Annotated in this window: 27 protein-coding genes and 3 tRNA genes; 20 read left to right on the top strand and 10 right to left on the bottom strand. The window is 45.5% G+C overall.

Annotated features, from left to right (window positions below; translation table 11 throughout):
• Positions 1–227: 227 nt before the first annotated feature.
• Genes ICN14_RS02610 through ftsB form a run of 4 tightly spaced genes read left to right on the top strand, consistent with a single transcriptional unit; the run spans position 228 to position 4,430 of the window.
• On the top strand, positions 228–1,889 hold the full coding sequence (locus ICN14_RS02610) for a CTP synthase (protein ID WP_216224598.1): 1,662 nt from the start codon (positions 228–230) through the stop codon (positions 1,887–1,889).
• A gap of 9 nt (positions 1,890–1,898) precedes the next feature.
• Positions 1,899–2,762 carry a 3-deoxy-8-phosphooctulonate synthase gene (gene kdsA / locus ICN14_RS02605; RefSeq protein WP_216224596.1) on the top strand — a complete coding sequence of 288 codons (864 nt, stop codon included), beginning with the start codon at positions 1,899–1,901 and terminating at the stop codon, positions 2,760–2,762.
• A gap of 33 nt (positions 2,763–2,795) precedes the next feature.
• Positions 2,796–4,082 (top strand): phosphopyruvate hydratase, encoded by a 1,287-nt coding sequence (gene eno, locus ICN14_RS02600; RefSeq protein ID WP_216224594.1) that lies wholly within the window; start codon positions 2,796–2,798, stop codon positions 4,080–4,082.
• A 21-nt stretch (positions 4,083–4,103) separates the two neighbouring features.
• Positions 4,104–4,430, top strand: a complete 327-nt coding sequence (gene ftsB / locus ICN14_RS02595) for a cell division protein FtsB (RefSeq protein ID WP_216224592.1) — start codon at positions 4,104–4,106, stop codon at positions 4,428–4,430.
• Between the two features lie 7 nt (positions 4,431–4,437).
• Here the strand turns inward: ftsB and ICN14_RS02590 are convergent, their stop codons facing one another.
• The gene (locus ICN14_RS02590) at positions 4,438–5,403 is read right to left on the bottom strand and encodes an Hsp33 family molecular chaperone HslO (RefSeq protein WP_216224590.1); all 966 of its coding nucleotides are present in this window, start codon (positions 5,401–5,403) and stop codon (positions 4,438–4,440) included.
• A gap of 68 nt (positions 5,404–5,471) precedes the next feature.
• On the opposite strand from ICN14_RS02590, the gene gltX reads away from it, so the two are divergent.
• The 4 genes from gltX to ICN14_RS02570 all read left to right on the top strand — a co-directional run bounded on the left by gltX (position 5,472) and on the right by ICN14_RS02570 (position 7,282).
• Complete coding sequence (gene gltX, locus ICN14_RS02585) at positions 5,472–6,875, top strand: glutamate--tRNA ligase (protein ID WP_216224589.1); 1,404 nt, start codon at positions 5,472–5,474, stop codon at positions 6,873–6,875.
• Positions 6,876–6,956: 81 nt separating this feature from the next.
• A tRNA-Ala gene (locus ICN14_RS02580) sits at positions 6,957–7,032 on the top strand.
• Between the two features lie 40 nt (positions 7,033–7,072).
• Positions 7,073–7,148: transfer RNA gene (locus ICN14_RS02575), tRNA-Glu, on the top strand.
• 57 nt (positions 7,149–7,205) lie between these two features.
• Positions 7,206–7,282 (top strand) — tRNA-Asp (locus ICN14_RS02570).
• Positions 7,283–7,336: 54 nt separating this feature from the next.
• Here the strand turns inward: ICN14_RS02570 and ICN14_RS02565 are convergent.
• The gene (locus ICN14_RS02565; protein ID WP_255535929.1) at positions 7,337–8,161 is read right to left on the bottom strand and encodes a M48 family metallopeptidase; all 825 of its coding nucleotides are present in this window, start codon (positions 8,159–8,161) and stop codon (positions 7,337–7,339) included.
• 37 nt (positions 8,162–8,198) lie between these two features.
• Positions 8,199–8,798, bottom strand: a complete 600-nt coding sequence (locus ICN14_RS02560; protein ID WP_216224585.1) for a hypothetical protein — start codon at positions 8,796–8,798, stop codon at positions 8,199–8,201.
• Positions 8,799–8,950: 152 nt separating this feature from the next.
• On the opposite strand from ICN14_RS02560, the gene hyi reads away from it, so the two are divergent.
• From hyi to ICN14_RS02540, 4 genes are read left to right on the top strand one after another with little or no spacing between them, the layout of a single operon-like run.
• Complete coding sequence (gene hyi / locus ICN14_RS02555; RefSeq protein WP_216224584.1) at positions 8,951–9,733, top strand: hydroxypyruvate isomerase; 783 nt, start codon at positions 8,951–8,953, stop codon at positions 9,731–9,733.
• A 14-nt stretch (positions 9,734–9,747) separates the two neighbouring features.
• Positions 9,748–10,644, top strand: coding sequence for a 2-hydroxy-3-oxopropionate reductase (locus ICN14_RS02550; RefSeq protein ID WP_216224581.1), 897 nt, complete (start codon positions 9,748–9,750; stop codon positions 10,642–10,644).
• A 9-nt stretch (positions 10,645–10,653) separates the two neighbouring features.
• Entirely contained in the window at positions 10,654–11,241 is a 588-nt protein-coding gene (locus ICN14_RS02545) for a YqiA/YcfP family alpha/beta fold hydrolase (protein ID WP_216224579.1), read from the top strand.
• A 4-nt stretch (positions 11,242–11,245) separates the two neighbouring features.
• Complete coding sequence (locus tag ICN14_RS02540) at positions 11,246–12,250, top strand: DUF3108 domain-containing protein (RefSeq protein ID WP_216863201.1); 1,005 nt, start codon at positions 11,246–11,248, stop codon at positions 12,248–12,250.
• Between the two features lie 29 nt (positions 12,251–12,279).
• On the opposite strand, the gene ICN14_RS02535 is transcribed toward ICN14_RS02540, so the two are convergent.
• From ICN14_RS02535 to mltG, 6 genes are all read right to left on the bottom strand, one after another.
• The gene (locus tag ICN14_RS02535; RefSeq protein WP_216224578.1) at positions 12,280–12,819 is read right to left on the bottom strand and encodes an ion channel; all 540 of its coding nucleotides are present in this window, start codon (positions 12,817–12,819) and stop codon (positions 12,280–12,282) included.
• An 85-nt stretch (positions 12,820–12,904) separates the two neighbouring features.
• Positions 12,905–13,576, bottom strand: coding sequence for an ankyrin repeat domain-containing protein (locus ICN14_RS02530; RefSeq protein WP_255535928.1), 672 nt, complete (start codon positions 13,574–13,576; stop codon positions 12,905–12,907).
• Between the two features lie 26 nt (positions 13,577–13,602).
• Complete coding sequence (locus ICN14_RS02525; RefSeq protein WP_216224576.1) at positions 13,603–14,391, bottom strand: TatD family hydrolase; 789 nt, start codon at positions 14,389–14,391, stop codon at positions 13,603–13,605.
• Between the two features lie 11 nt (positions 14,392–14,402).
• On the bottom strand, positions 14,403–15,548 hold the full coding sequence (locus tag ICN14_RS02520) for a DNA polymerase III subunit delta' (protein WP_216224575.1): 1,146 nt from the start codon (positions 15,546–15,548) through the stop codon (positions 14,403–14,405).
• Entirely contained in the window at positions 15,549–16,187 is a 639-nt protein-coding gene (tmk, locus tag ICN14_RS02515; RefSeq protein ID WP_216224574.1) for a dTMP kinase, read from the bottom strand.
• Positions 16,188–16,192: 5 nt separating this feature from the next.
• Positions 16,193–17,269: an endolytic transglycosylase MltG gene (gene mltG, locus ICN14_RS02510; protein ID WP_216224573.1), complete on the bottom strand. Its 1,077-nt coding sequence runs from the start codon at positions 17,267–17,269 to the stop codon at positions 16,193–16,195.
• Positions 17,270–17,288: 19 nt separating this feature from the next.
• Here mltG and ICN14_RS02505 point away from each other — a divergent pair, with 19 nt between their 5' ends.
• Together ICN14_RS02505 and ICN14_RS02500 are read left to right on the top strand one after the other, a co-directional pair.
• A complete protein-coding gene (locus ICN14_RS02505) occupies positions 17,289–18,296 on the top strand; it encodes a folate-binding protein YgfZ (protein WP_216224572.1) in 1,008 nt (335 codons plus the stop codon).
• A gap of 27 nt (positions 18,297–18,323) precedes the next feature.
• On the top strand, positions 18,324–19,181 hold the full coding sequence (locus ICN14_RS02500; RefSeq protein WP_216224571.1) for an NRDE family protein: 858 nt from the start codon (positions 18,324–18,326) through the stop codon (positions 19,179–19,181).
• Between the two features lie 20 nt (positions 19,182–19,201).
• Here the strand turns inward: ICN14_RS02500 and ICN14_RS02495 are convergent, their stop codons facing one another.
• Positions 19,202–19,684, bottom strand: a complete 483-nt coding sequence (locus tag ICN14_RS02495; RefSeq protein WP_216224570.1) for a PaaI family thioesterase — start codon at positions 19,682–19,684, stop codon at positions 19,202–19,204.
• A 55-nt stretch (positions 19,685–19,739) separates the two neighbouring features.
• Between ICN14_RS02495 and ICN14_RS02490 the strand changes: the two genes are divergently transcribed.
• From ICN14_RS02490 to gloA, 6 genes are all read left to right on the top strand, one after another.
• Complete coding sequence (locus ICN14_RS02490; protein WP_216224569.1) at positions 19,740–21,206, top strand: YdiU family protein; 1,467 nt, start codon at positions 19,740–19,742, stop codon at positions 21,204–21,206.
• Between the two features lie 18 nt (positions 21,207–21,224).
• Complete coding sequence (msrB, locus tag ICN14_RS02485) at positions 21,225–21,638, top strand: peptide-methionine (R)-S-oxide reductase MsrB (protein WP_216224568.1); 414 nt, start codon at positions 21,225–21,227, stop codon at positions 21,636–21,638.
• 26 nt (positions 21,639–21,664) lie between these two features.
• Positions 21,665–22,213: a septation protein A gene (locus ICN14_RS02480; RefSeq protein ID WP_216224567.1), complete on the top strand. Its 549-nt coding sequence runs from the start codon at positions 21,665–21,667 to the stop codon at positions 22,211–22,213.
• On the top strand, positions 22,210–22,494 hold the full coding sequence (locus ICN14_RS02475) for a BolA family transcriptional regulator (protein WP_216224565.1): 285 nt from the start codon (positions 22,210–22,212) through the stop codon (positions 22,492–22,494). The genes ICN14_RS02480 and ICN14_RS02475 overlap by 4 nt, the downstream gene beginning before the upstream one ends.
• Positions 22,495–22,546: 52 nt before the next feature.
• Complete coding sequence (locus tag ICN14_RS02470) at positions 22,547–23,341, top strand: peptidylprolyl isomerase (RefSeq protein WP_216224563.1); 795 nt, start codon at positions 22,547–22,549, stop codon at positions 23,339–23,341.
• Between the two features lie 91 nt (positions 23,342–23,432).
• Complete coding sequence (gene gloA / locus ICN14_RS02465) at positions 23,433–23,819, top strand: lactoylglutathione lyase (protein ID WP_216224561.1); 387 nt, start codon at positions 23,433–23,435, stop codon at positions 23,817–23,819.
• The last annotated feature ends 14 nt before the right edge of the window (positions 23,820–23,833 follow it).

Below are 23,833 nucleotides of genomic sequence, written 5' to 3'. Positions count from 1 at the left end.
ATCACTATCCATCAATAATTCAACACTATTGCGAAAGGGGTATTAATTCTGGGTGAATGGTCTACTTGGAGCAAGCGAAAGGATCTCTGGCTAGATAGAAATTGCCTATAAAACAGGCAAATTTTTTATTGAACTTGCTAACAGCCTGAGAGTTATTGGGCGCCCCAAGAATTTATCCCTACAGAGTCGCTATCGTTATAATTACTTTTTCCAACAGAGCTTAAGCGATGACCAAATACGTTTTTGTCACTGGTGGTGTGGTTTCTTCTTTAGGGAAAGGAATCGCAGCTGCCTCGCTTGCCGCGATTCTTGAATCCCGCGGCCTGAAAGTCACCCTCCTAAAATTAGACCCTTATATCAACGTTGACCCTGGGACAATGAGCCCGCTTCAACATGGCGAAGTCTTTGTTACAGAAGACGGCGCTGAAACCGACCTCGATCTTGGGCATTACGAGCGTTTTGTCTCCGCAAAGATGCGCAAGAGCAATAACTTCACGACTGGCCAGATTTATGAGTCCGTCATTAGCAAAGAGCGACGCGGTGAATATCTAGGTAAGACAGTTCAAGTCATTCCTCATATTACGAACGAGATTCAAGCATTTGTAGAGCGCGGCGCGAAAGCAAGTCACGACGGCAAAGCTGATATTGCTATTTGTGAAATCGGTGGAACAGTGGGTGATATTGAATCCCTGCCATTCCTTGAGGCAGCTCGTCAAATGAGCATTCGCCTACCAAGACATAGCTGCGCTTTTGTTCACCTTACTCTAGTTCCTTATTTGAGCAGCGCTGGTGAATTAAAAACCAAGCCAACCCAGCACTCCGTACAGAAGTTGCGTGAAATTGGAATCATGCCAACAGTTCTCCTGTGTCGCGCAGACCGCCCAATTCCGGAAGATGAGCGCGCGAAGATCTCACTGTTCTCTAATGTACGTGAAGAAGCTGTTATTTCAGTTTGGGACGTTGACACTATCTACAAGATTCCTGAGATGCTTCAAGCGCAGGGTATGGATGATTTAATTTGTCGTGAATTAGATATCGAGGCCAAGCCAGCAGATTTATCTGTTTGGGCAAATCTTGTTTATGAGCTAGCTAATCCACAGCACGAAGTCACCATTGGCATGGTTGGCAAGTATGTTGAACTAACTGAATCCTACAAGTCATTGATCGAAGCTTTGCGTCATGCAGGCATTCACAATCACACACGCGTCAATATCAATTACATTGATTCTGAAGTGATTGAAAAAGATGGTGTGGATTGTCTTCAGAATCTAGATGCAATCTTGGTTCCGGGCGGTTTTGGTAAGCGCGGTACCGAAGGTAAGATTGCCGCTATTCGTTATGCCCGTGAGAACAATGTTCCTTACCTAGGCATTTGTTTGGGTATGCAGTTAGCCGTGATTGAATTTGCGCGTCATGTTGCTAATATTGCGCAGGCAAATAGCACTGAGTTTGATCCTGAGACAGAGAGTCCAGTTGTGGCTTTGATTACTGAGTGGGTTGATCGCGAAGGTCGCGTTGAGAAGCGCACCAATGATTCTGATCTTGGCGGAACCATGCGTTTAGGCTCACAACGTTGTCCTGTAAAAGCAGGGACTTTGGCTCATGAGATCTATGGCCCAGAAGTGAATGAGCGTCACCGTCATCGTTATGAGGTGAATAACGTCTACGTACCGCGTCTTGAGAAGTCTGGCCTGATTATTTCCGCTAGAACTCCAAACGAATCCTTGCCTGAAATGATGGAATTACCTAGTGCAATGCACCCTTGGTTCTTTGGTGTGCAGTTCCATCCGGAGTTCACATCAACTCCACGTGATGGACATCCATTGTTCTCTGCCTTCATTAAAGCGTCATTGATTCATCAAGCTGCTTCCCAAAAGCAAGCAGCCTAGGAGATCCTTATGAGTGCATTTAAGTTATGTGGTTTCGATGTTGGCTTGGATCATCGTTTTTTTCTGATTGCGGGTCCTTGCGTTATTGAGTCCGAACAATCTGCTTTAGATATTGCTGGCGAGCTCAAAGAAATTACTTCTGCACTAGGCATTCCATTTATCTATAAATCCTCTTTTGACAAGGCCAATCGCTCATCCGGGACTTCCTTCCGTGGCTTAGGTATGGAGAAGGGGCTCGAGATACTGGCGCGTATAAAGCGTGAAATTGGTGTGCCGGTTTTGACCGATATCCATGACATCAGCGAAATTGCTCCCGTATCAAAAGTAGTCGATGTTCTTCAGACCCCAGCCTTTTTATGCAGACAGACTGATTTCATTCGAGCTTGCGCTCAAAGCGGTAAGCCAGTGAATTTTAAGAAGGGTCAGTTCCTATCTCCACATGAAATGCTGAACGTAATTGATAAAGCGCGTGCGGCTGCTGCTGAAATGAACCTAGCAGATCAATTTATGGTTTGCGAACGGGGCGCTTCTTTTGGCTATAACAACTTAGTTTCGGATATGCGTAGCTTGGCAATTTTGCGTGAAGCAAATGCGCCAGTTGTTTTTGATGCGACTCATTCAGTTCAGCTTCCTGGCGGTCAAGGCAATGCGAGTGGTGGGCAGCGGGAGTTTGTTCCTGTATTGGCTCGTGCTGCTGTTGCAGTGGGTATTAGCGGCCTCTTCATGGAGACCCACCCTGATCCAGCTAAAGCCCTTTCTGATGGCCCAAATGCGGTGCCGTTAAACCGCATGAAAGAACTACTTGAATCTTTAGTTGCAATTGATTCCGTTGTTAAGAAGCCTGGTTCATTTTTAGAAGATAGTTTTAAGTAATACCCCAAATTCATTTTATTTAGGAGAAGGTGCATGAGCGCCATTGTTGACATCATCGGTAGAGAAGTTTTAGATTCACGCGGCAACCCAACAGTTGAGTGCGATGTATTGCTTGAATCTGGCGTTATGGGACGTGCAGCAGTACCTTCAGGCGCATCAACAGGTTCACGTGAGGCCATTGAGCTCCGTGATGGCGATAAAGCGCGCTACCTAGGTAAGGGCGTTCTCAAAGCCGTTCAAAACATTAATATCGAGATTGCCGAATCAATCTTAGGTCTTGATGCTAGTGAACAAGCCTTCCTTGATCACACCTTGATTGAATTAGATGGAACACACAACAAAGCTCGCTTAGGTGCTAACGCAACTTTAGCCGTCTCTATGGCTGTAGCTCGTGCTGCTGCAGAAGAGGCTGGCTTGCCTTTGTATCGCTATTTTGGTGGATCAGGCGGCATGCAATTACCAGTGCCAATGATGAACATCGTCAATGGTGGTGCACACGCTAACAACAGCTTGGATATTCAAGAATTTATGGTGATGCCAGTCGGCGCCCAAAGCTTCCGTGAAGCCTTGCGTTGTGGCGCAGAAATCTTCCATGAGTTGAAGAAAATATTAGGTGCGCAAGGTATGCCGACTACCGTAGGTGATGAAGGCGGCTTTGCCCCAAACTTCAAGAGTAATCAAGAGTGCTTACAGACCATCATGAAGGCTATTGAGGGCGCTGGCTACCAAGCTGGTGAAGATGTCTTATTGGCCTTGGACTGTGCTGCTAGCGAGTTCTACAAAGATGGTAAGTACCACTTGTCAGGCGAAGGCTTGCAACTCACCTCCAGTGAATTCTCAGACTACCTCGGTAACTTAGCTGACCAATTCTCGATCGTATCCATTGAAGATGGAATGCATGAGAGTGATTGGGATGGATGGGCTGACATTACCCAGAAGTTGGGCAAGAAAATCCAATTGGTTGGAGACGATCTCTTTGTTACTAACACGCGCATTCTTAAAGAGGGTATCGAGAAGGGTATTGCCAACTCCATCCTCATTAAGATTAATCAAATTGGTACATTGACAGAGACCTTTGCTGCGATTGAAATGGCTAAGCGTGCCAATTACACTGCAGTTATCTCTCATCGCTCTGGTGAAACAGAAGACAGCACGATTGCTGATATTGCCGTTGGTACAAATGCCGGCCAGATTAAGACAGGTTCACTGTCTCGCTCTGATCGCATTGCTAAGTACAACCAATTGCTGCGTATCGAAGAAGATTTGGGTGATGTTGCTACATACCCAGGAAAATCCGTTTTCTACAACCTTAAACGCTAACGAATAGCAGCTTAATTTCTTATGCGGATCGTCATCTACTCTATGCTGCTATTGCTCATCGCAATACAGTACCCACTTTGGTTGGGTAAGGGTGGATGGCTTAAGGTTTACGAGATGGAGAAACAGCTTGAGTTACAGCAGGCCAAAAATAGCTTGCTGAGCTTACGCAACGCCAAACTTACTGGTGATGTTAAGGATTTAAAAGACGGCACCCGCGCGATCGAAGAGCGGGCTCGTGTTGAGCACGGCATGCTTAAGGAAGGTGAGTTCTTCGTACAAATTCTGCCAACTGAAAAATCAGCTACCAATGCATCTGATGGCGAAAAGCCAGCAACTACAAAGCAGTAATTAGGACTTAATGTCCGCTTGATGGCGGTCTCGTAGCATCAGCCAGCAAGTCTGTTTTAAATACTTGCCTGCAATCAACCGCATCAAAGCGATAAGCTTTAGCGCAAAAATCACACTCAGTTTCTACAGCACCTTGCTCGGCAAGAATGCTTTCCACTTCCTCTTCACCAAGCATTCTGAGGACATCAGCTACCTTGGCGCGGGAGCAGCGGCACCCAAAGCGAACAGGGCGGGGCGGAAAGCTGCGAACACCACTCTCGGTGGACTCCTCTAAAAAGAGGCGGCGGAGGATGGTTTCCGGGGGCAGAGTTAGCAACTCTTCATTGGTGATGGTTTCTCCAAGAGTCTGAATTCTCGTCCACCCTTCAGCGGCAAGCTGAGGATCTAGATGCGCATGGCCGCCAGAATCAGGCAATCGCTGCAAAAGTAAGCCACCAACATGGGTATCGTTTGATGCTAGCCAAATACGGGTATCCAACTGCTCTGAATTTTGCATGTACAGAGCGATAGCTTCAGCAGCGCTAGTAACGGGCTTGATGACCGTACCACGATGCTCTTGAAGCGCCACGATGCCTTGATAGGGTGGTTGACCAGGTTGACGGTCAGATGGGTCAAGAGTGATTACCAGGCGGCCGGTATTCTCTGCATCCAACAGCTCACCAAGGGTGGCATCTGGATCAATGCTGGCAGCATCAACAGAGAGCTTTACGGTAGCCCGCATCGTCAGGTCAGACTTGCATTCGACTACTAGAAGCTGGATAGGACCCTTGCTTTGAGCTTGAATGATTAAGGTTCCATCGAATTTGAGGCTGGCGCTTAAGAGCGTCGAAGCGCCCACGAAATCGCCCAGGATTCGCCGTATTACAGGCGGATCATTACGGCGCTCTAAAACGGCCTGCCAGGCACTGCTAATGGAAACAATTTCCCCGCGGACTGGGGCGCCATCACACATAAATACAAGTAATTCGTTCATAGGTGAAAGTATCCACTTTTTTGAGGGCTAGGGTGCTAAATCATGAAATCCTAGGCCGACCTGAGATAATGTCATTTATGCATATACGTACACGTTTCGCCCCCAGTCCAACGGGCTTTATTCATTTGGGCAACCTTCGCAGCGCTTTGTATCCGTGGGCTTTTGCCCGTCACAACAAAGGCGATTTCATTTTGCGTATCGAGGATACCGATGTAGAGCGTTCTACCCAGGAGGCGGTTGACGTCATCATTGAAGGTATGGCCTGGCTTGGCCTGGACTTGGATGAGGGTCCGATTTATCAAATGCAGCGCATTGATAGTTATCGTGAAGTCGTTAAGCAGATGTTAGATGCTGGACTTGCTTACCCTTGCTATATGAGCGAGGAGGAACTCAATAAGCTGCGCGACCAACAGATGGCCAACAAGGAAAAGCCTCGCTATAACGGGCAATGGCGACCTGAGCCAGGCAAAACTTTGCCAGAAGTTCCGGAAGGTGTTTTGCCAGTGATTCGCTTTAAGAATCCTATTGGTGGATCCGTTATCTGGGAAGATGCAGTTAAAGGAAAAATTGAAATTAGCAACGATGAGCTAGATGATTTAGTGATTGCTCGGCCTGATGGCACGCCAACATATAACTTCTGCGTTGTGGTGGACGACCTTGATATGAATATTACCCACGTCATTCGTGGAGATGATCATGTCAACAACACGCCTCGCCAAATTAATATCATGAAGGCACTTGGTGGCATGCCGCCGGTTTATGCCCACTTACCAACAGTCTTGAATGACTCCGGTGAAAAAATGAGTAAGCGCAATGGCGCCATGAGCGTACGAGATTATCAAAAAGCAGGGTATTTGCCAGAAGCCATTCTGAATTACCTTGCAAGACTAGGGTGGTCTCATGGTGATGCGGAGATATTCACGAAAGAGCAGTTTGTGAATTGGTTTGACTTGGATAGCCTTGGTAGATCGCCAGCACAACATAACCCTGAAAAATTACTTTGGCTGAATCATCAATATATTCAGAATGCAGATCCTGTTGTTCTTGCTGAGGCAACTAAGCCATTCGCTCATGAGTTAGGTATTGATACGGAAAAGGGTCCAGACTTTGTTCAAGTAGTTGCGCTATTGAAGGATCGTGCAAATACCCTGATTGAAATAGCCGAAGGAGCAAAGCTTTTTTACTTGCCTGCGCCTACGCACAATGCTGAACAAATCACCGCAAATATTCCAACAGAAATCATTCCAGCTCTAAAAGATTTAATTGAAGCAGTTAAATCAGCGGAGCATACCAAAGCAGCCTATGGCGCAGCTTTTAAAGAAGTTTTAGCTAAGCATCAGATCAAAATGCCAGCATTAGCAATGCCTGTCCGTTACGCCTTATTTGCCACAACACAGACTCCAGCCATTGATTCTGTCTTGGTTGTTTTGGGTAAGGATGAAGCTGTAGAAAGGCTCTCCAAGGTCGTCTAAGACGGAATTTGCGTCCTCCTACAAAAATAGGATAAAATCTTGGATTGTTTTGAGTGTCTTGTAGATTTATAGCGAGATTACGGGGGTATAGCTCAGCTGGGAGAGCGCTTGCATGGCATGCAAGAGGTCAGCGGTTCGATCCCGCTTATCTCCACCAAGCATTTAAAATAGCAGTATTAGTTTTAGTAGTAGTCCAGGTCCCCATCGTCTAGAGGCCTAGGACATCACCCTTTCACGGTGAGTACGGGGGTTCGAATCCCCCTGGGGACGCCAAAAATTTTGGCTAGTTGTGAGTAGTATGAAGTGACACAAGTAGCATGCGATGTACTTGGAGCGGTAGTTCAGTTGGTTAGAATATCGGCCTGTCACGCCGAGGGTCGCGGGTTCGAGTCCCGTCCGCTCCGCCAAGTAAGTTTAAAAAGCCCCTGCATAAGGGGCTTTTTTCATTTCAAGACATCTCTTTACATTTTCTTGGTAGGTGATGGTTTTGGTGCAACTTTGTAAAGAGGTTCTACGGATGGCATCAACGCAGTCAATTGCTCAATTCGGGTTTCACCAGAAGGGTGGGTGGATAAAAACTCTGGTGTGCTCTTATCCTTGGTTGCTTTCAGCATCTTTTGCCAAACGCTAATAGCCCCCATGGGGTTATATCCAGCCCTTGCTGCTAGCTCTAAACCGATCGCATCAGCCTCTGACTCATTTTCTCTAGAGTTCGGCAGAACGATGGCGTATTGAGCTACTTGGTTTGCGGCACTCACGGCAGAGCCATAGGGTCCGGCTAATGCCGTAGCAATATTGACCAATATATTTTGGGCTGTTGCTTGAGATACACGCTCTCTACCATGCTCTCTTAAAGCATGAGCGATTTCATGGCCCATGATGGCGGCAATTTCATCATCGTTAAGATTAAGTTGCTCAATGATCCCGGTGTAGAAAGTAATCTTTCCGCCCGGTGCGCAGCTAGCATTAAGTATTGGTGCATCAATGAGCGTTAAGCGCCAATCCCATTGTCTAGTGTCATCACGGAACGCCTCGGTCTGTGGAATGAGTCGATTTGCTATGAACTTCAAGCGATCATAGGTAGGTCCTGACGTGACCAGTATATTTTTTTCTTTTGCTTTTTGATTTTGCTCGCTATAACTTGCAGCAGAGAGGCGATTCACGTCCTCTGAAGAAGCCATCATGAATTGCGATCGGTTTATGCCGACAGCTCCAGGCCTCGTGGTATTGGCGCAAGCAGAGAGAAGGGCGGAAGCTGCAAGGATCCAAAGGATGCGAATGCTCAAGTGAGATCCCTGCATTTACAACGAGTTACTTGATACCTTATTTCTTTTTAGGTGCAGTAATAGATGCGGCCATAGCATCGAAATAAATTACCTTAACCTGCTCGCCAACATTCACATCGGCTAATAATTGCGGGTTCTTAACTGTTACCACGGTAACTTTTCCGCTTGGGCCCTTAACGGAAACCAATTTCTTAGTGCGATCAACTGCAACAATGTCAGCAATGATCGTTGTTGTGTTGGTAATAGTGCGAGTTGGCTTTTCACCAGGTTTGGAGGCTACTTCTGATGAAGTTTCTACCTTGCTGCGAATGCCATCGCTCTTAGTCTTGATTAACTCAATTGCTACAGCCAATTCATAAGTAACGCTGAGGCGGTCACCTTTTTTGATTTGATCAAAATTCTTGATCTCAGGGCCGGCAACAAATTTAGATTCACCTTCATTGTTTTTAAAGAAAATCGTACGTGTTTTCTTATCAATCTTGGTTACTGTGCCTTCATACAACTGGAAAATATTATCAGTAACGGCTGCATCCACCACCACGGCATTTGCTGCACTAGGTGTTTGAGCTATTACGAGTGCTGGGCCTGCCAATAGGGCGGCGGCTACGAAGGTAATCGGGGCGAATTTAATTTTCATAATTTTCCTTAATATTAAGTGCTTCTATAGTGATATTAGCGTATTTTTATCCCCAATTTGACCTAAAACGCCATCCTTTGACGCTCAAGGAAATTTACAGGCTTCTTTGATAACATCAGTTCTTTTGCAGCGCCTTGATCAAAAGGAATGAGATGCCCCGTTTTGCCGCTAACCTCACCATGCTTTTTAATGAAGTTCCATTCTTGGAGCGCTTTGCACTTGCCAAAACTGGTGGGTTCAAAGCTGTCGAATTTCTCTTCCCCTATGAATTTGATGTTCAAGAGATTAAATCTGCTTTGGACAACAACGCCCTTAAGCTGGTGCTCCATAACCTTCCTGCTGGCGATTGGAACGCAGGTGAGCGAGGAATTGCCTGTTTACCTGATCGCGTTGCAGAGTTCCGCTCTGGAGTCGCCAAAGCCATTGAGTACGCCACCATTCTTGGGGTGCCCCAATTAAATTGTCTCGCTGGGAAGGCTCCGGCAGGGTCTGATCCAAAAGTACTTCACGACACTTTTGTAGCCAATCTTCAATATGCAGCCAGTGAACTAAAGAAAGCGGGATTAAAGCTGTTGATTGAGCCGATTAACACGTTCGATATTCCCGGCTTTTATCTCTCCAAGACGGAGCAGGGAATTGCTATTTTGGATTCGGTTGCTGCTGACAATGCTTTTTTACAATATGACATCTACCATGCGCAGCGTATGGAAGGTGAGTTAGGTAGCACCATTCAAAAGTACCTCAGCCGAATAGCGCATATTCAACTGGCCGATAATCCAGGTCGAAATGAGCCAGGTACCGGAGAAATCAACTATGAATATCTTTTCGGCCTGTTAGACCGCCTTGGTTACGACGGCTACATTGGCTGTGAATATAAACCCCTGAAATCTACCGAGGCTGGCCTTGGGTGGATGAGTCAATACGAACAAGAATAAAAAAGGAAGACATCATGAGTAAGTTAAAGCTAGGTTTTGTTGGTCTCGGAATTATGGGTGCGCCTATGGCGGGTCACCTGGTTGCTGCTGGTCACGAAGTCTTTATCAATACCCGCAGCAAGATTCCGGAGGAGCTTTCCAATAGCTCTGCGATTCCATGTTCTAGTCCTGCAGAAGTTGCCAGTAAAGCAGACATCATCATCACGATGGTGCCAGATACCCCCGATGTTGAAAAAGTTTTATTCGGCGAGAATGGTATTGCATCTGGATTAAGTAAGGGCAAGATTGTTGTAGATATGAGCTCGATCTCTCCAATCGCAACAAAAGAGTTTGCTCAAAAGATTAATTCCCTTGGATGCGAGTATCTAGATGCGCCCGTTTCCGGTGGTCAGCTTGGTGCCAAAGGTGCAACGCTCACCATCATGGTTGGTGGCAGCGATGCGACCTTTGCAAAAGTAAAGCCTGTATTTGAATTGATGGGTAAAAATATTACCTTGGTTGGCGCAAATGGTGCCGGTCAAATCACGAAGGTTGCCAATCAAATTATTGTGGCTTTAAATATTGAAGCAGTTGCTGAAGCGCTGGTATTTGCTTCTAAAGCTGGTGCCGATCCCGCCAAAGTTCGCGAAGCATTAATGGGTGGCTTTGCTAGCTCTAAGATTTTAGAAGTTCATGGTGAGCGAATGATTAAACGCACATTTGATCCTGGCTTTAGAATTGAGTTGCATCAAAAAGATTTAAGTCTTGCGCTAAGTAGCGCTAAAGCCTTAGGCGTCTCCTTGCCTAACACTGCAACCGCTCAAGAATTGTTGAATTCCTGCAGTGCCCATGGCGGTAAAGCTTGGGATCATTCTGCGATGGTAAAGGCCTTAGAAAAAATGGCGAATTTTGAAATTGGTCAGAAGGTTTAAAAGAAAACTATGAGAACAACGCTGCTGGTTTATCTTCACGGCTTTCGCTCTTCTCCGAATTCAACAAAGGCGGTGATGACTGGTGAGGCGGTAAGGGCGCTTTCAACGCCCGACAATACCTATGAATGGTATTGCCCTCAATTGCTAGCATCTCCTAAGGAAAGTATCGATATGGTGGTTAAACATATCGACCAATCTCAAGCGGATCGCATAGTCATCATCGGATCTTCTTTAGGCGGCTTCTATACAAACTATCTGGCCGAGAAATATCAATGCAAGGGTATTGCTTTAAATCCTGCAGTTTTTGCAGCCAGAGAATTGGAGCCTCATGTTGGCATGATGACTGCTTACGATAGTGAAGAGCCATTTGATTTCAAGGCTGAATACATCGATGAGCTGCGTGCTTTGCAGGTTGACAAGATTACCAATCCAGTGCGATATTTTTTAATCGCCGCAAAGGGTGATGAGCTTCTAGATTGGAAAGAGATGTCTACCTTTTATCCTGGCGCCAAGCAATTGATTCTTGACGGCAGTGATCATGGTATTGCCGACTACGCCTATCATCTACCAGCGGTAATTGAATTTATCGAGCATTAATTTCTTGATCGATTCATTTGGCAATTTATTTCAATTTATACGCAGAAGATCTCTGTGGATTCTGATTGCCGCCATTTTTCTGTCAGTCTTTGGGCACCTGATTTTATTTTTTGGTCTTCCGTTCATTTCTTTCGGCACTGCACCACCCATTGCTGAAGACCTAATTATCAAAACAGAGCTTCGTGCTGAGCCTCCTAAAAAGATTCAACTCACATCTTCCCCAAAGAAAAAAACTTCACCCAAGAAAACCAATGCTGTATCAGCAGATCCTTTAGCGGATGAAGGCAAAGGAGAGCAGGGTGCATTAGGCAATCAATCAGGGCAGGCGTTTCGTCTTCCAGATTCTGGAACTTATTACTTCGATGCCTATGTTGATGGACAACTCTATCAAACTGCGCAATTGGACTGGATTACTGAGGGTAATAATTACCGTTTGTATATCAACATACCTTACGCAGTTGTTGGGCCATTTGTTTTTGAATCTCGTGGGTCAGTCGATGCATACGGAATAGCGCCATCAATTTACTGGACCCAACGAGGAACTAAACCACCCCGTTACTCAAGATTCGATCGGGATCAGAATGGAGTAGGGAAGATGTACTTCTCTGAGAAGCCAGAATTTACCCCCGATCTGCTCCCGGGAACGCAGGACCGCTTCAGTCTAATGTTCCAATTTGCATCCCTCTTAAATGGGAGTGACAAAATTGACGATGCAGGGAGTATTCGGGCGCTTCCCGTGGTTGACTTCAACACACTAGAAATGTGGCAATTTAAAAGCTACGGCGAGGAAGAGTCTGAGGCAATTCCAAGTCTAGGAAAGTCAGTTAATCGCCATTACGCTCTAATGCAGCGTGAAAACGATCCATATAAGCGTCAGGTTGATATTTGGCTAGCGAAGGACCTTGATTGGCTGCCCGGCAGAATGCGCTCCCTGGAGTCCAATGGACGTGTTTTAGAGCTAGTCTTTAAGCAGAAGGCTCCCATTGATAAAGCTAAGCTCGTTAATTAGGCTTGGAAACTGTCGAAACAAACCTTTTTTTAGAATCCAGACCCGGACTTAGGGTTCTGGTTTGAGCGGTTTAATAAGGCGCCCATCATGGAATACAAAGCCGCACCAGACATAGAAACAGCAAAGATTCCTGAGAATGAAATGATGATTGGTAGGATTCTCCATCGCTCGGATAGTGTGTAGTCACCGTAACCAACCGTGGTGTACATTTCGCCCGCAAAGTAGAAGGTCTGAGGATTGGTTGGGAAGACCTGCAAAGCAACGCAGATATAGGACCAGGCCACGATTTCTACGAAATGACTGCCAATAATCAACAAAATCGCAATGAAATAGGACAGGAAATTTGCTCCGTATATGCGCTTATTTTCAAGTTTGTGATCCAACCAATGAAAAGCCCCAGCAATCATCAGTACCGCAACACCATGAAATGTCAGCATCAAGCAGGCCAGAATCAGTACAAACCAAATCTCGCTATTTCCCATATCCGTATTAATCTCAGAGAACAGGGTGCTGAAACTAGGTAAGCTACTAAAGCCTGGAAGTTTGATGAAATGATCGATCAGGTTCATGCGAAGTACTTAATTGATGATGCTTTCTAAGTTGCATTTCTTATTTGACATAATAATGATTATACGCAAGTAATACATATGTCACTTAAGAAGGAATCTTCTTCGGACCGCCTGGATATGGCTGTTTATAGAGCTTCTCCCAGCGGGATATCAAACCCTCACGTATATCTTCCTTGCTAAATAAAGCCGCTACATCAATGGCTGAATAGCCTTCATGATTGCGCATGCGTAAGTCAGCACCGTTATCCAATAGAAACTTAATTAGTTGCTCATTTCCAGAGCTAACGGCCATCATTAATGGTGTTGTATCGCTGGTGCTTAATGCGTTTACTTTGGCGCCATTGGCCACCAAGAATTGAGCAACACTGAGCTTTCCTGTTGTACAGGCGTAATGTAAAGGTGTCCAACCAGACTTATTTACATCCGCCTTCTTTTTGAGCACTAAAGTCTCTACCAAAGGAAGTTCACCCTCAATTGAGGCCATCATCAGAGGATTTTCACCGCTTTTATTGGCTAAATTGATGTCAGTAGCTGGGTTGGCAATAAGGAGGTCTGCAACCTTGAGAGATTTATCTCGAATAGCCACAATCAGCATCGGGTTGCCCTTGGGATCTAATGTATTGGGACTAACGCCAGCCTTAATCAAAGATTGAACCTCTGAAACGTCGTCAAATTTAGCCGCTTTAGTGAAATCAGCGATTTGATCTGCTGTTTGAGCAAATACAAGGCTAGAGAAGCCTAGAAAAGCAGTACTCAATGCACAATTTAATTTAAATGAATTTCTCATGAAACCGGTCTATTTATATGAAAACATTGGAAAAAATTACTAGAAGTCTGCTCTGCAAGCCGCTCAATAGAGACGCCCTTTAAATCAGCAACAAATTCACCGACTTTAGAGACCCAGGCAGGCTCATTGGTCTTACCGCGATATGGAATTGGAGCTAAATACGGTGAATCCGTTTCAATCAGCATGCGCTCTAAAGGGACCTGCTTGCAAGTCTCCTGAAGATCTTTGGCGCTCTTAAAAGTCACAATTCCAGAAAAAGAGATGTAAAAGCCCATTTCCATGGCCGCCTTGGCAACCTCGGTAGATTCTGTAAAGCAGTGCATCACACCACCAATTTGATCGGCGCCCTCTTCTTTTAGAATTCGGAGCGTATCGGCTGAAGATGAACGCGTATGGATGATGAGGGGCTTTTGAGATGCAATAGATGCCCTGATATGGGTTCTAAAACGCTCTCTCTGCCATTCCATGGATTCATAACTTCTATCGCCCATGCGATAGTAATCAAGCCCGGTTTCACCAATGGCAACGATTTTGGGGTGCTTTGCCTCCTCGACTAGGAATTCAAAGCTAGGCTCCGGCGTATCTTCGTAATCAGGATGCACTCCAACCGAGGCATATAAATGGGCGTGATCCTCAGCAAGCTTTTTCACATTAGGAAAGTCTGGGATGTCGACTGATACGCAAAGGGCGTGAGTCACCTTACAGGCGGCCATATTGGCCAAAACCTCAGGTAAACGAGCTTGAAATTCTGGGAAATCGAGGTGGCAATGAGAGTCTATAAACATGACTCGTCATTTTAGTCTTCAAATACCTGTTGGTATTGAGAAAGCAAGGCTTCAAGCTGGATACGGGTGGCCAATGGATGATTTTCATGGCGACGCGCTTGTATTAAAGACTTCCAGAAGCGAAGCAGCTTGGGTAGGCGCACTTGTTGTGCAAGAGCCTTTATCGCCGCTTCATGTTTTGGGTAATAACGAGGGGCACCCATTTGAGCGCAACTTTGCAGGTCCGAGACCCAGCGTTGCATTGTGGCTAACAAGACTGCATAGCGTGCTTTTTGAGTCTTCTCAGCAGCATCTAACCAATTAATTCGAGCGCCCTGTGACATTGACTGCAATAAATATCGCGATGCTTGAATTGCAATCGAGAGTTCATCTTTTTCATCTTTATTGTGACGTGCGATTAATGAATCCAAAACAGCATAAGGTGCACCACCCTGCTCGTCATAAATAGATTCAATATCACCATCACTGATTTTCATGCCGGGAACAGAGTTAAGTTGATTGCGTAACCAATTCAATCCGCTGATACGATCTGGGCGTGGCGCCGATATTAAGCGGCAACGTGATCGAATAGTTGGCAAAACACGATCAAGGCGATCTGCTAGCAAAATAAAGATTGTATTTTTCGGCGGTTCTTCCAGGGATTTAAGCAGAGTATTTGCAGAGTCTGCTCTGAGCATTTCCAATGGATAAACCAAGATGATGCGATTGCCACCGCGGTGCGTTCCAATGGAAAGACCTTCAATTGCATTTCGTGCATCTTCAATCGAAATACTTTTCTTCTCTTTTTTCTCTGGTGCATCACCATCGCTATCAACTTGGCTCGCCTTTGTTTTCTTGGGTGAGTCAGATTCAGAATCAAAATCACCATGAGGTAAAAGTTTGCGATGCGTTTCGGGAACAAGTGCAATAAAGTCTGGATGGTTAGCTGAGTCAAACCATCTACAAGCCTCACAGTGATTGCAGGGCTTTGCGCCTTCAGAAGCCTCACATAAAAGCGCCTTAGCCAATTCAATAGAAAACTCAAACTTGCCAATGCCTGATTGGCCGTGGATTAGAACGGCATTAGGGAAAGCGGAGAAATTCATTCCCTCCCAGACAGACTCTAGCCAAGGAGCTATTTTTTTAGCGGACTCATGTGGAAACTTCAGATCAACCATTTATAGCTTGATCTCCAATGATTGAAGATCGCTCCAAATTACCTCCGGTGTACGTGTGGCGTCTACCAAATAAAAACGCTTTGGATCTGCCTTTGCTCTACGAAGATATTCTTGGCGAACCTTTTCAAAAAAATCTAAATCCATCTTCTCAAACTTGTCTGGCACCCTCACCTTGGATCTTCTGGCCTCAGCAACGGACCCGGGCAGGTCAAATAGGAAAGTGAGGTTGGGTTGTAGCAAAGAGCCATCTGGACGACCCTGTACCCAACGCTCTAGATCATTTAACTTCTCTAGACTTAAGCCACGACCACCGCCTTGATAAGCAAAACTAGCATCCGTAAAGCGATCGGAGATAACAATCTTTCCAGCCTTCAGTGCTGGCTCAATTACTTGCGCAATATGTTCTCTCCGTGCCGCAAACATCAGCAACGCTTCAGTTTCTAAATTCATAGGGGCATCAAGCAATAAGGCGCGTAGTTGTTCGCCTAACTGAGTGCCACCCGGCTCTCTAGTCATCACGACTTCACGGTCTGGATAGCGCTCTTTTAAAAGCTTGGCAAAGGAGTCAATATGCGTACTCTTCCCTGCACCATCGATGCCTTCAAAGCTAATGAAATAACCTGGAAATAGAGTTGTCATAACAATTACTGTGAATTCTTTTTAGTGGTTACAGTGCGTTTGCGTTGAAATTGATCAACAGCATTTTCATGCTCTTTTAAAGTTTTGGAAAAATGGCTACTGCCATCACCACGGGCGACAAAATAAATAGCATCACTTTTTGCTGGATGCATCACGGCTAGAAGAGATTCCTTGCTTGGCATTGCTATTGGCGTTGGTGGTAAACCTTTGTGCATATAAGTATTGTAGGGATTGTCTTTACGCAAATCCGCTTTTCGAAGATTGCCGTCAAATTTGGGGCCAATACCGTAAATTACGGTTGGATCGGTCTGAAGCGGCATGTTGATCTTGAGGCGATTAACAAAGACGGCCGCAACCAAGGATCTATCACTAGAGCGCCCCGTCTCTTTTTCGACGATAGACCCCAGAATGAGGAGGTCGTATGGGGTTTTTAATGGCGAAGTAGCCTCTTTTTGTTCCCAGGCCAATGCAAGTTGTTTTTGCATTGCTTGGGATGCTCTGCGGTAAATTGAAATATCTGAGTCGTCTGGATCAAAAATATAGGTATCTGGATAGAAAAGACCCTCATCGCCAGGATAAGAAAGGCCAACGGCCTTAAGCAATTCCTTAGAGTTCATCCCCTTAGTTTGATGAATTAGGGCTGGATGGTTGTCTATTAGGCTTCTTAGCTGCCATATAGTCATACCGGGAATAATAGCTATGCTCTCCCTGACCCGGTCACCTCGGGCTATTTGCAGTAAAACATTTCCTAGGCTTGCGCGGGTTGCTAATAGGTAGGTACCCGGCTTAAGCTTCGAGCCGACCAAAAGCGCTCTTGCTGCGATCTGTAGAGTTAGTGAATTAGTGGAAACGCCTTGCTCTGATAACTGGCTTGAAATGGCCGATAACCCTGATTGAGGAGCAATCTTGACTTTATAGGAAGAGCCCTCTGTAACGTTGGATTGGCCAGGTACAACAGGCCACAGGAAGATAGATCCATACAGAAGGATAAGAAAGCTAGCCAAATAGAGTGCGTAAGATTTCCATGCCCCACCATTTGAATGCTTTGTAAAAAGAGTTCTTCTCTGAAATTTTCTGCTCATCAAGCTATGATAAAAGCACATGACCCAAAGCCCGGAAAACACCTTAATGCCCCCAAATAGCCTAAATCACGGATACACGACCCTCACCGATTGGGGCTTGATCCTAGTTGAGGGATCTGATGCTGCAACCCTACTTCAGGGGCAGTTAAGCAATTCCGTAGTCGGCCTCAAGGGCACCCTTTCGGGAGAAACCGCCCAAGGTCCTGGAGCTGTTCGCCTAGTTGGTTACTGCAATCCCAAGGGGCGACTTTTAACTAGCGCTTGGCTTGCCTTGTTTCCAGAGTCTGCTGATTCTGATGATCGTTTTGCTCTTTTTGTCTCTAAAGATATAGCGGCCAGTACTGCTAAACGATTGGCGATGTATGTTCTGCGCTCAAAGGTAAAAGTACTGGATGTTTCAAACGACTGGGACATATTTGGCTCTTATCAAAGCTCAGAAAGCGAGCAATCGACCGCGCTACCCAAAGAAGCTCTCGCATTGCGAATGCCTGATGTGCTTGCACAAGGGCAATCATTTCAGCGTACTCTTATTGCGCAAAGAAAGTCAGATGCCAATACATCTTCGGTTGATGATGATGCCCTCATGCAGTGGAATTCTTTAGAGGTCTTGAGTGCAATTCCCCGTATTGTGCTGGCTACTCAAGAACAGTTTGTTCCACAGATGATTAATTTTGAATCGGTTGCTGGCGTGGATTTCAAAAAAGGTTGCTACCCGGGTCAAGAAATTGTTGCCCGCAGCCAATATCGGGGTGTAGTGAAGCGCAGACTCCAACTCGCACACACTGAAGCAAGTGCATCCACCTTAGATCTCGCTAAGCCTGGTGTGGAATTATTTCATGAAGGCGATGCTAGCCAGCCCTGCGGTATGGTAGTTCTAGCAGCTAGCAACTCAAGCCATCCCGATCGGATTGATCTTCAGGTGGAGTGTAAGTTAGACGCTCTTGAGTCAGGGCAAATCCACCTAGCCATGAGCAATGGCCCTGTGTTAAAAATAGACCAACTACCCTACCCTTTAATAGAAATTTAATTTCACTACTGCCCCAATTATTTTCTTATGTGCCTAATTCTCTTCGCCTGGAAATCACACCCAGACTACCCTCTGGTTGTAGCTGCGAATCGAGATGAATTTTATGAGCGCGACACTGATCCAATGGGATGGTGGTCAGAATACCCCCATGTGTTAGCAGGAAAAGATAGGGCCGATGTATTGGGTAGTCCCGGTACATGGCTTGGCTTTACTAAGACTGGCCGCTTTGCTGCACTCACCAATGTCAGGGCACCGAGTGAAAAAAATCCCGACGCAAGAACACGCGGAGAGCTCAGCCTTCGCTACCTGACAGGCCATCACAAACCCCATGCCTACATTCAAGAGAATGCGAAACGGTTTGAGCAATACAACGGTTTTAATCTACTGATGGCTGATCTTAGCGATCCAGAGAATGCAGAAATGCACTGGGTTAGCAATCGACTTATGATGGGTCAAAGTATTCGCCCGCGAAAAGTATTTCCTGAGCAAGCGCTAAGCCCTGGAGTCTATGGCCTATCGAATGCCATGCTCGATACTCCCTGGCCTAAAGTGAATCATCGGGTAGCTGCGTTTGCTCAAACACTGGCCATGGATAGTGGGCAACTTAAAAATGCAGATCACTATTTACGCTTACTGGCCGATACTCATGAGGCAAGCCCCCAGGAACTGCCTAGCACTGGCGTGAACCCAGATTGGGAGAAAGCATTATCAGCAGCTTTTATTAAGACGCCCTCTTATGGCACGCGTTCTAGCACCATCTTACGTGTTCGCAAGGATGGTCAGTTTGAGATGGTGGAAAGACGTTTCGATGTGAATGGCACCGTGGGCCATGATGTTGTTACTGGAGAGCTCAGTGCTGCTCCAGGATCAAACCTCTCCGTTTAAGACGGTCACAAGATACAGCATTACTTCTGACGCGAGTCTGCGTTCACTACTCGCTCACCATTTGCATCTTTAGCGGCGAGTCGTTTTAGAAACTGGAATGTACCTGTTGCCATACAGCAGATTTCGCCTTGATCGTTATAGAGCTTAGCCTCGCAAAAGGCCATCGTAGCTGTACGTCTTACAGTGTCTGCTTTTACTCTCAAGATGCCATTGGCAGCCTGCATAAAATTATTCTTCATCTCCACAGTGACAACGCTGCGATCGCTAGGATCGCTGGAACGTGCAGCTACAGCCATAGCAACGTCCATGAGGGTGAGCAATACACCGCCATGGGCTACATCCCACGTGTTGGTATGCTCAGGCTTAAGGGCCAGGAATATTTCGCCTTTACCCATTTCGGCGCTAATAAGACGCACGCCTAGGAGTTTTAAAAAGGGGACATTGAGCTCTTCACCCAGATTGGCAAGCTGAGTTGCCGCATTCAGTTGTACTTTATTTGTCATAGGGTCATTTTAGAGGCTTCTGCGACGCTTGTGAATTACCCATAGAATACAAAATATGCCTTTTAATCTTCGTGGCGACGATGTCTGTCAGCCCACCCCGCCTACTCCGCTACCGAATCCCTATTGGGTGGCATTTTCTCCATCTGTCGCTAGGCTAATTGGGATTGAGCTTGGGGCAGATAACTTTCCCAAAGATTCTGAGTGGCTAGGTGTACTTGCAGGAAATCAACTCAATGTTGGGCCGCTGACATTTCAAAACCCAATCTCTACAGCCTATAGCGGCCATCAGTTTGGTTCATGGGCAGGACAGCTAGGTGATGGCCGGGCCATCTTACTCGGAGATATCAATTATCTTGAGCTCCAATTAAAAGGTGCCGGTAGAACTCACTATTCCAGAATGGGTGATGGCAGAGCAGTCCTGAGATCTTCCATTCGCGAGTTTCTATGCAGTGAAGCAATGCATGCTCTTGGCATTCCTACTAGTCGAGCTCTTGCCTTGGTTGGATCGAAGCAAGCAGTTAGGCGAGAAACTATGGAAACTGCAGCAGTATGTTCCCGCGTTGCTCCAAGCTTTATACGTGTTGGGCACTTTGAACACTTTGCATCATTACAAAATATTGTGCGCTTGAAAGAATTGGCAGATCTACTAATTGCTGAATTCTATCCAGAGTGTCTTGCAAGTAAAAAACCTTATCTAAATTTATTTAAAGAGATTAGTACTCGTAATGCCAAATTGGTAGCTCAGTGGCAATCAGTAGGATTCTGTCATGGTGTTTTAAACAGTGACAATATTAGCGTCCTAGGACTTACTATCGACTATGGCCCCTTTGGTTTTTTAGATCATTTTCAAATCGATCATATTTGCAACCATAGTGATCATGGTGGCCGATATGCTTATCATCGCCAACCTCAAATCATGCATTGGAATATGGCCTGCCTTGCCAGTGCAATGCTCCCCTTACTAGAGTTAGAGCATTCCGCAGAAGAGTCTCAAGATCTTCTCCGCTCCGCACTCGAAGAATTTCCAGTTACTTATGCAAAAGAGTGGCAAAAGATTTTTCGTTCTAAATTAGGGCTTCAGTCCGAGGAAGATGGTGACACTGGATTAGTTGAGCGTCTACTGCAAGCGATGAACGACTCAAGAGTGGATTTCACAAACTTCTTTCGCAGTCTGAGTGATGTCAAGAAAAACTCCATACCAATAGATATCTTGCTAAGAAATGAATTTGTTGATCGTGAAAATATCGATCAATGGTTTGCGGATTACATTGATAGACTGCAAACCGAGATCTCAAGTGATGTAGCAAGAAAAAGTTCGATGAACCAAGTCAACCCAAAGTACATCCTACGCAATCATTTGGCCCAAGTCGCTATTGAAAAAGCCCAGCTGGATGATTTTTCTGAAGTTCAAAGATTGCATCAGATACTCATGAATCCGTTTGATGAACAGGAAGCGTTTCAACATTATTCAAAACCACCATCTGAGGATATGCAGGCTATTGCAGTTAGCTGTTCCTCATAACTAAATACATTTACTCCCATGACCAAGAAAACAGATCAAGAATATAAAAACTCACTGAGCGATATTCAATATCGTGTAACGCGTGAGGCGGCAACTGAAAGACCTTTTACCGGGGAGTATTGGGATCACTGGACGGCCGGTCAATATCGCTGCGTCTGTTGTGACACGCCATTATTTCAATCCTCCACAAAGTTTGATGCGGGCTGTGGCTGGCCCAGCTATAACGCACCAGAAAATGATGCGGCAATAACTGAAATTCGGGATAGCTCGCATGGAATGATTCGCACGGAAGTGCGCTGTAGCAAATGCGATGCCCATTTGGGGCATGTGTTTGATGACGGGCCGCAACCTACAGGGCTGCGCTACTGCATTAATTCAGCCTCCCTGAAATTTGAACCCTCTGAGAATGCTGCCCCCAATAAAGCAAAATAATTCTCAAATAGCTGGATAATCACTGCATGAAATTTCTATTCGACCTATTCCCCATCATCCTCTTTTTTATTGCCTTTAAATTTGGTGATATCTACACCGCAACTATCGTTGCCATGGTTGCCACTATCGGTCAAATTTTGTGGGTCTACTACCGCCACCGCAAAATAGATGCAATGCAATGGGTCAGCCTGGTCATGATTCTGGTTTTTGGCAGCCTAACAATCTTTTTGCATGACAAAACTTTTATTCAACTGAAGCCAACTGCTCTTTACTGGTTATTTGCTGGCGCCCTATTTATTAGCGCTCAATTCTTCCAAAAGAATTGGATTCAAGTGTTGATGGGTAAGCAAATTACTCTTAAAGAACACACCTCTAAATCTGTTTGGCATCAAGTAAATATGGCTTGGGCAACATTCTTCTTTTTTATGGGTGCCCTCAACCTCTATATCGCTTTTGAATATTCAGAAGAAACTTGGGTTAATTTCAAGCTATTTGGTAGCACTGGATTGCTAGTGATTTTCGTCATCCTTCAAGGAGTCTGGCTCAGTCGCCACATGGAGCACCATGCAGAATGAGCGTCAATCAAGATCGAATTGCCTTATTTGAGGCAGATTTAAGGTCAGCCTTTCAATTGCTCCAATTGAATATTGAGGACGAAAGCCATCTCCATGCTGGTCATGCGGGAGCGGCTTCTGGCGGAGGGCACTTTAAGCTCACTATCGTAGCCCCAGAATTCGAGGGAATGAGCAAGGTAGCCCGTCATAGAGCCATCTATGCCGCCTTAAATAAACACTTTCCCGCTGCGATTCACGCTCTCACCATCTTGGCATACACACCTAGTGAAAGCACTAATTAACCACGGATTGCTTTAAGATTCCCTTTTTACCCTTATTGATATTTCATAGCCCATGTTGAACACTCGCCAAATTTTGACTATCAGCGCATTTAGCGCCGCCCTACTCTCAACAGCTGTTTATGCACAAAATGCTGCCATCGTTAATGGCAAAGCAATTCCAAAAGCGCAATTAGATAAATTGGTTCAAAAATCGAATCAACCCGACAATCCGCAAGTGCGAGATCAAGCAAGGGAAATGCTCGTCACGCGTGAGCTCATTTTGCAAGAAGCCAATAATCGTGGCGTAATGCAAAAAGAGTCAGTTCGCGAGCAGCTTGAGCAATCCAAAATGGGTATTTTGATTGCGGCAGTATTTGAAGACTATGTTGCAAAAGAAGGCGTTGCTGAGTCGGAATTAAAAGCTGCCTATGAACAAGTAAAGGGTCAGTACACCGGCAAGGAATATCACGTTGAACATATTTTGGTTGAAAAAGAATCTGATGCGAAGGCAATCACAGCTCAAATTAAAGCTGGCGGAAACTTTGAGCAAATTGCCAAGGAGAAGTCAAAAGATCCTGGCTCCGCTCCGAACGGCGGAGATCTTGGCTGGGTTGGCGACAAATCACTAGTACCTGAATTTTCCAAAGCGATGGTCCAGCTGAAAAAAGGTCAAGTTACTGACAAGCCAGTTAAAACTCAATTTGGCTGGCACATTATTAAATTGGATGATGTGCGCGACGTGAAGGCCCCTAGTATGGAAGAGATTAAAGACCAGCTCAAGCAAATGATCACCGCAGATCAAAATTGGCAAAAAGCTAAATTTTCCGAATTAATGCAAAAGCTTCGCGCTAAGGCAAAGATTCAGTAAGGTAAGGCTGCCCCCAACTCAAAAACCCAGGCTAATACCCTGGGTTTTTTCATACTCAACGAGAAACTACGTTTACCTTTATATTTAATCAATGATGATCCTCCACACAATGCTTAGAGTCGGCAATATGACTCGCTCGATTGATTTCTATACCAAAGTATTAGGAATGAACCTGCTGCGCATAACCGAGCGTCCAGAGCAGAAATATTCTTTAGCATTTGTAGGCTTCGGCAAAGGAAATGCAGATGGACAATCTGAGATTGAGCTGACTTATAACCATGGTGTTGATAGCTATGACTTGGGCACTGCTTATGGCCATATTGCAATCAGTGTTCCTGATGCTTATGCTGCTTGCGAGAAGATCAAGGCCTCAGGCGGCAATGTTACTCGCGAAGCTGGTCCAGTCATGGGTGGAGATACCGTCATTGCATTCGTTACCGATCCAGATGGTTACAAGATTGAGATAATTCAGGACTGATTTTTTCGCTTCCG

Source organism: Polynucleobacter sp. MG-27-Goln-C1 (assembly GCF_018881905.1).
In the GTDB taxonomy this organism is placed as follows: domain Bacteria; phylum Pseudomonadota; class Gammaproteobacteria; order Burkholderiales; family Burkholderiaceae; genus Polynucleobacter.
Note: the sequence above shows the minus strand (reverse complement) of the source record. Positions and strands in the feature narration are given on the sequence as shown.

Bases quoted from the DNA above. Each gene is read 5' to 3' on its own strand.
- ICN14_RS02610 (WP_216224598.1), top strand. From the start codon at position 228: ATGACCAAATACGTTTTTGTCACTGGTGGTGTGGTTTCTTCTTTAGGG.
- kdsA (WP_216224596.1), top strand. From the start codon at position 1,899: ATGAGTGCATTTAAGTTATGTGGTTTCGATGTTGGCTTGGATCATCGT.
- eno (WP_216224594.1), top strand. From the start codon at position 2,796: ATGAGCGCCATTGTTGACATCATCGGTAGAGAAGTTTTAGATTCACGC.
- ftsB (WP_216224592.1), top strand. From the start codon at position 4,104: ATGCGGATCGTCATCTACTCTATGCTGCTATTGCTCATCGCAATACAG.
- ICN14_RS02590 (WP_216224590.1), bottom strand. From the start codon at position 5,403: ATGAACGAATTACTTGTATTTATGTGTGATGGCGCCCCAGTCCGCGGG.
- gltX (WP_216224589.1), top strand. From the start codon at position 5,472: ATGTCATTTATGCATATACGTACACGTTTCGCCCCCAGTCCAACGGGC.
- ICN14_RS02560 (WP_216224585.1), bottom strand. From the start codon at position 8,798: ATGAAAATTAAATTCGCCCCGATTACCTTCGTAGCCGCCGCCCTATTG.
- hyi (WP_216224584.1), top strand. From the start codon at position 8,951: ATGCCCCGTTTTGCCGCTAACCTCACCATGCTTTTTAATGAAGTTCCA.
- ICN14_RS02550 (WP_216224581.1), top strand. From the start codon at position 9,748: ATGAGTAAGTTAAAGCTAGGTTTTGTTGGTCTCGGAATTATGGGTGCG.
- ICN14_RS02545 (WP_216224579.1), top strand. From the start codon at position 10,654: ATGAGAACAACGCTGCTGGTTTATCTTCACGGCTTTCGCTCTTCTCCG.
- ICN14_RS02535 (WP_216224578.1), bottom strand. From the start codon at position 12,819: ATGAACCTGATCGATCATTTCATCAAACTTCCAGGCTTTAGTAGCTTA.
- ICN14_RS02525 (WP_216224576.1), bottom strand. From the start codon at position 14,391: ATGTTTATAGACTCTCATTGCCACCTCGATTTCCCAGAATTTCAAGCT.
- ICN14_RS02520 (WP_216224575.1), bottom strand. From the start codon at position 15,548: ATGGTTGATCTGAAGTTTCCACATGAGTCCGCTAAAAAAATAGCTCCT.
- tmk (WP_216224574.1), bottom strand. From the start codon at position 16,187: ATGACAACTCTATTTCCAGGTTATTTCATTAGCTTTGAAGGCATCGAT.
- mltG (WP_216224573.1), bottom strand. From the start codon at position 17,269: ATGAGCAGAAAATTTCAGAGAAGAACTCTTTTTACAAAGCATTCAAAT.
- ICN14_RS02505 (WP_216224572.1), top strand. From the start codon at position 17,289: ATGACCCAAAGCCCGGAAAACACCTTAATGCCCCCAAATAGCCTAAAT.
- ICN14_RS02500 (WP_216224571.1), top strand. From the start codon at position 18,324: ATGTGCCTAATTCTCTTCGCCTGGAAATCACACCCAGACTACCCTCTG.
- ICN14_RS02495 (WP_216224570.1), bottom strand. From the start codon at position 19,684: ATGACAAATAAAGTACAACTGAATGCGGCAACTCAGCTTGCCAATCTG.
- ICN14_RS02490 (WP_216224569.1), top strand. From the start codon at position 19,740: ATGCCTTTTAATCTTCGTGGCGACGATGTCTGTCAGCCCACCCCGCCT.
- msrB (WP_216224568.1), top strand. From the start codon at position 21,225: ATGACCAAGAAAACAGATCAAGAATATAAAAACTCACTGAGCGATATT.
- ICN14_RS02480 (WP_216224567.1), top strand. From the start codon at position 21,665: ATGAAATTTCTATTCGACCTATTCCCCATCATCCTCTTTTTTATTGCC.
- ICN14_RS02475 (WP_216224565.1), top strand. From the start codon at position 22,210: ATGAGCGTCAATCAAGATCGAATTGCCTTATTTGAGGCAGATTTAAGG.
- ICN14_RS02470 (WP_216224563.1), top strand. From the start codon at position 22,547: ATGTTGAACACTCGCCAAATTTTGACTATCAGCGCATTTAGCGCCGCC.
- gloA (WP_216224561.1), top strand. From the start codon at position 23,433: ATGATGATCCTCCACACAATGCTTAGAGTCGGCAATATGACTCGCTCG.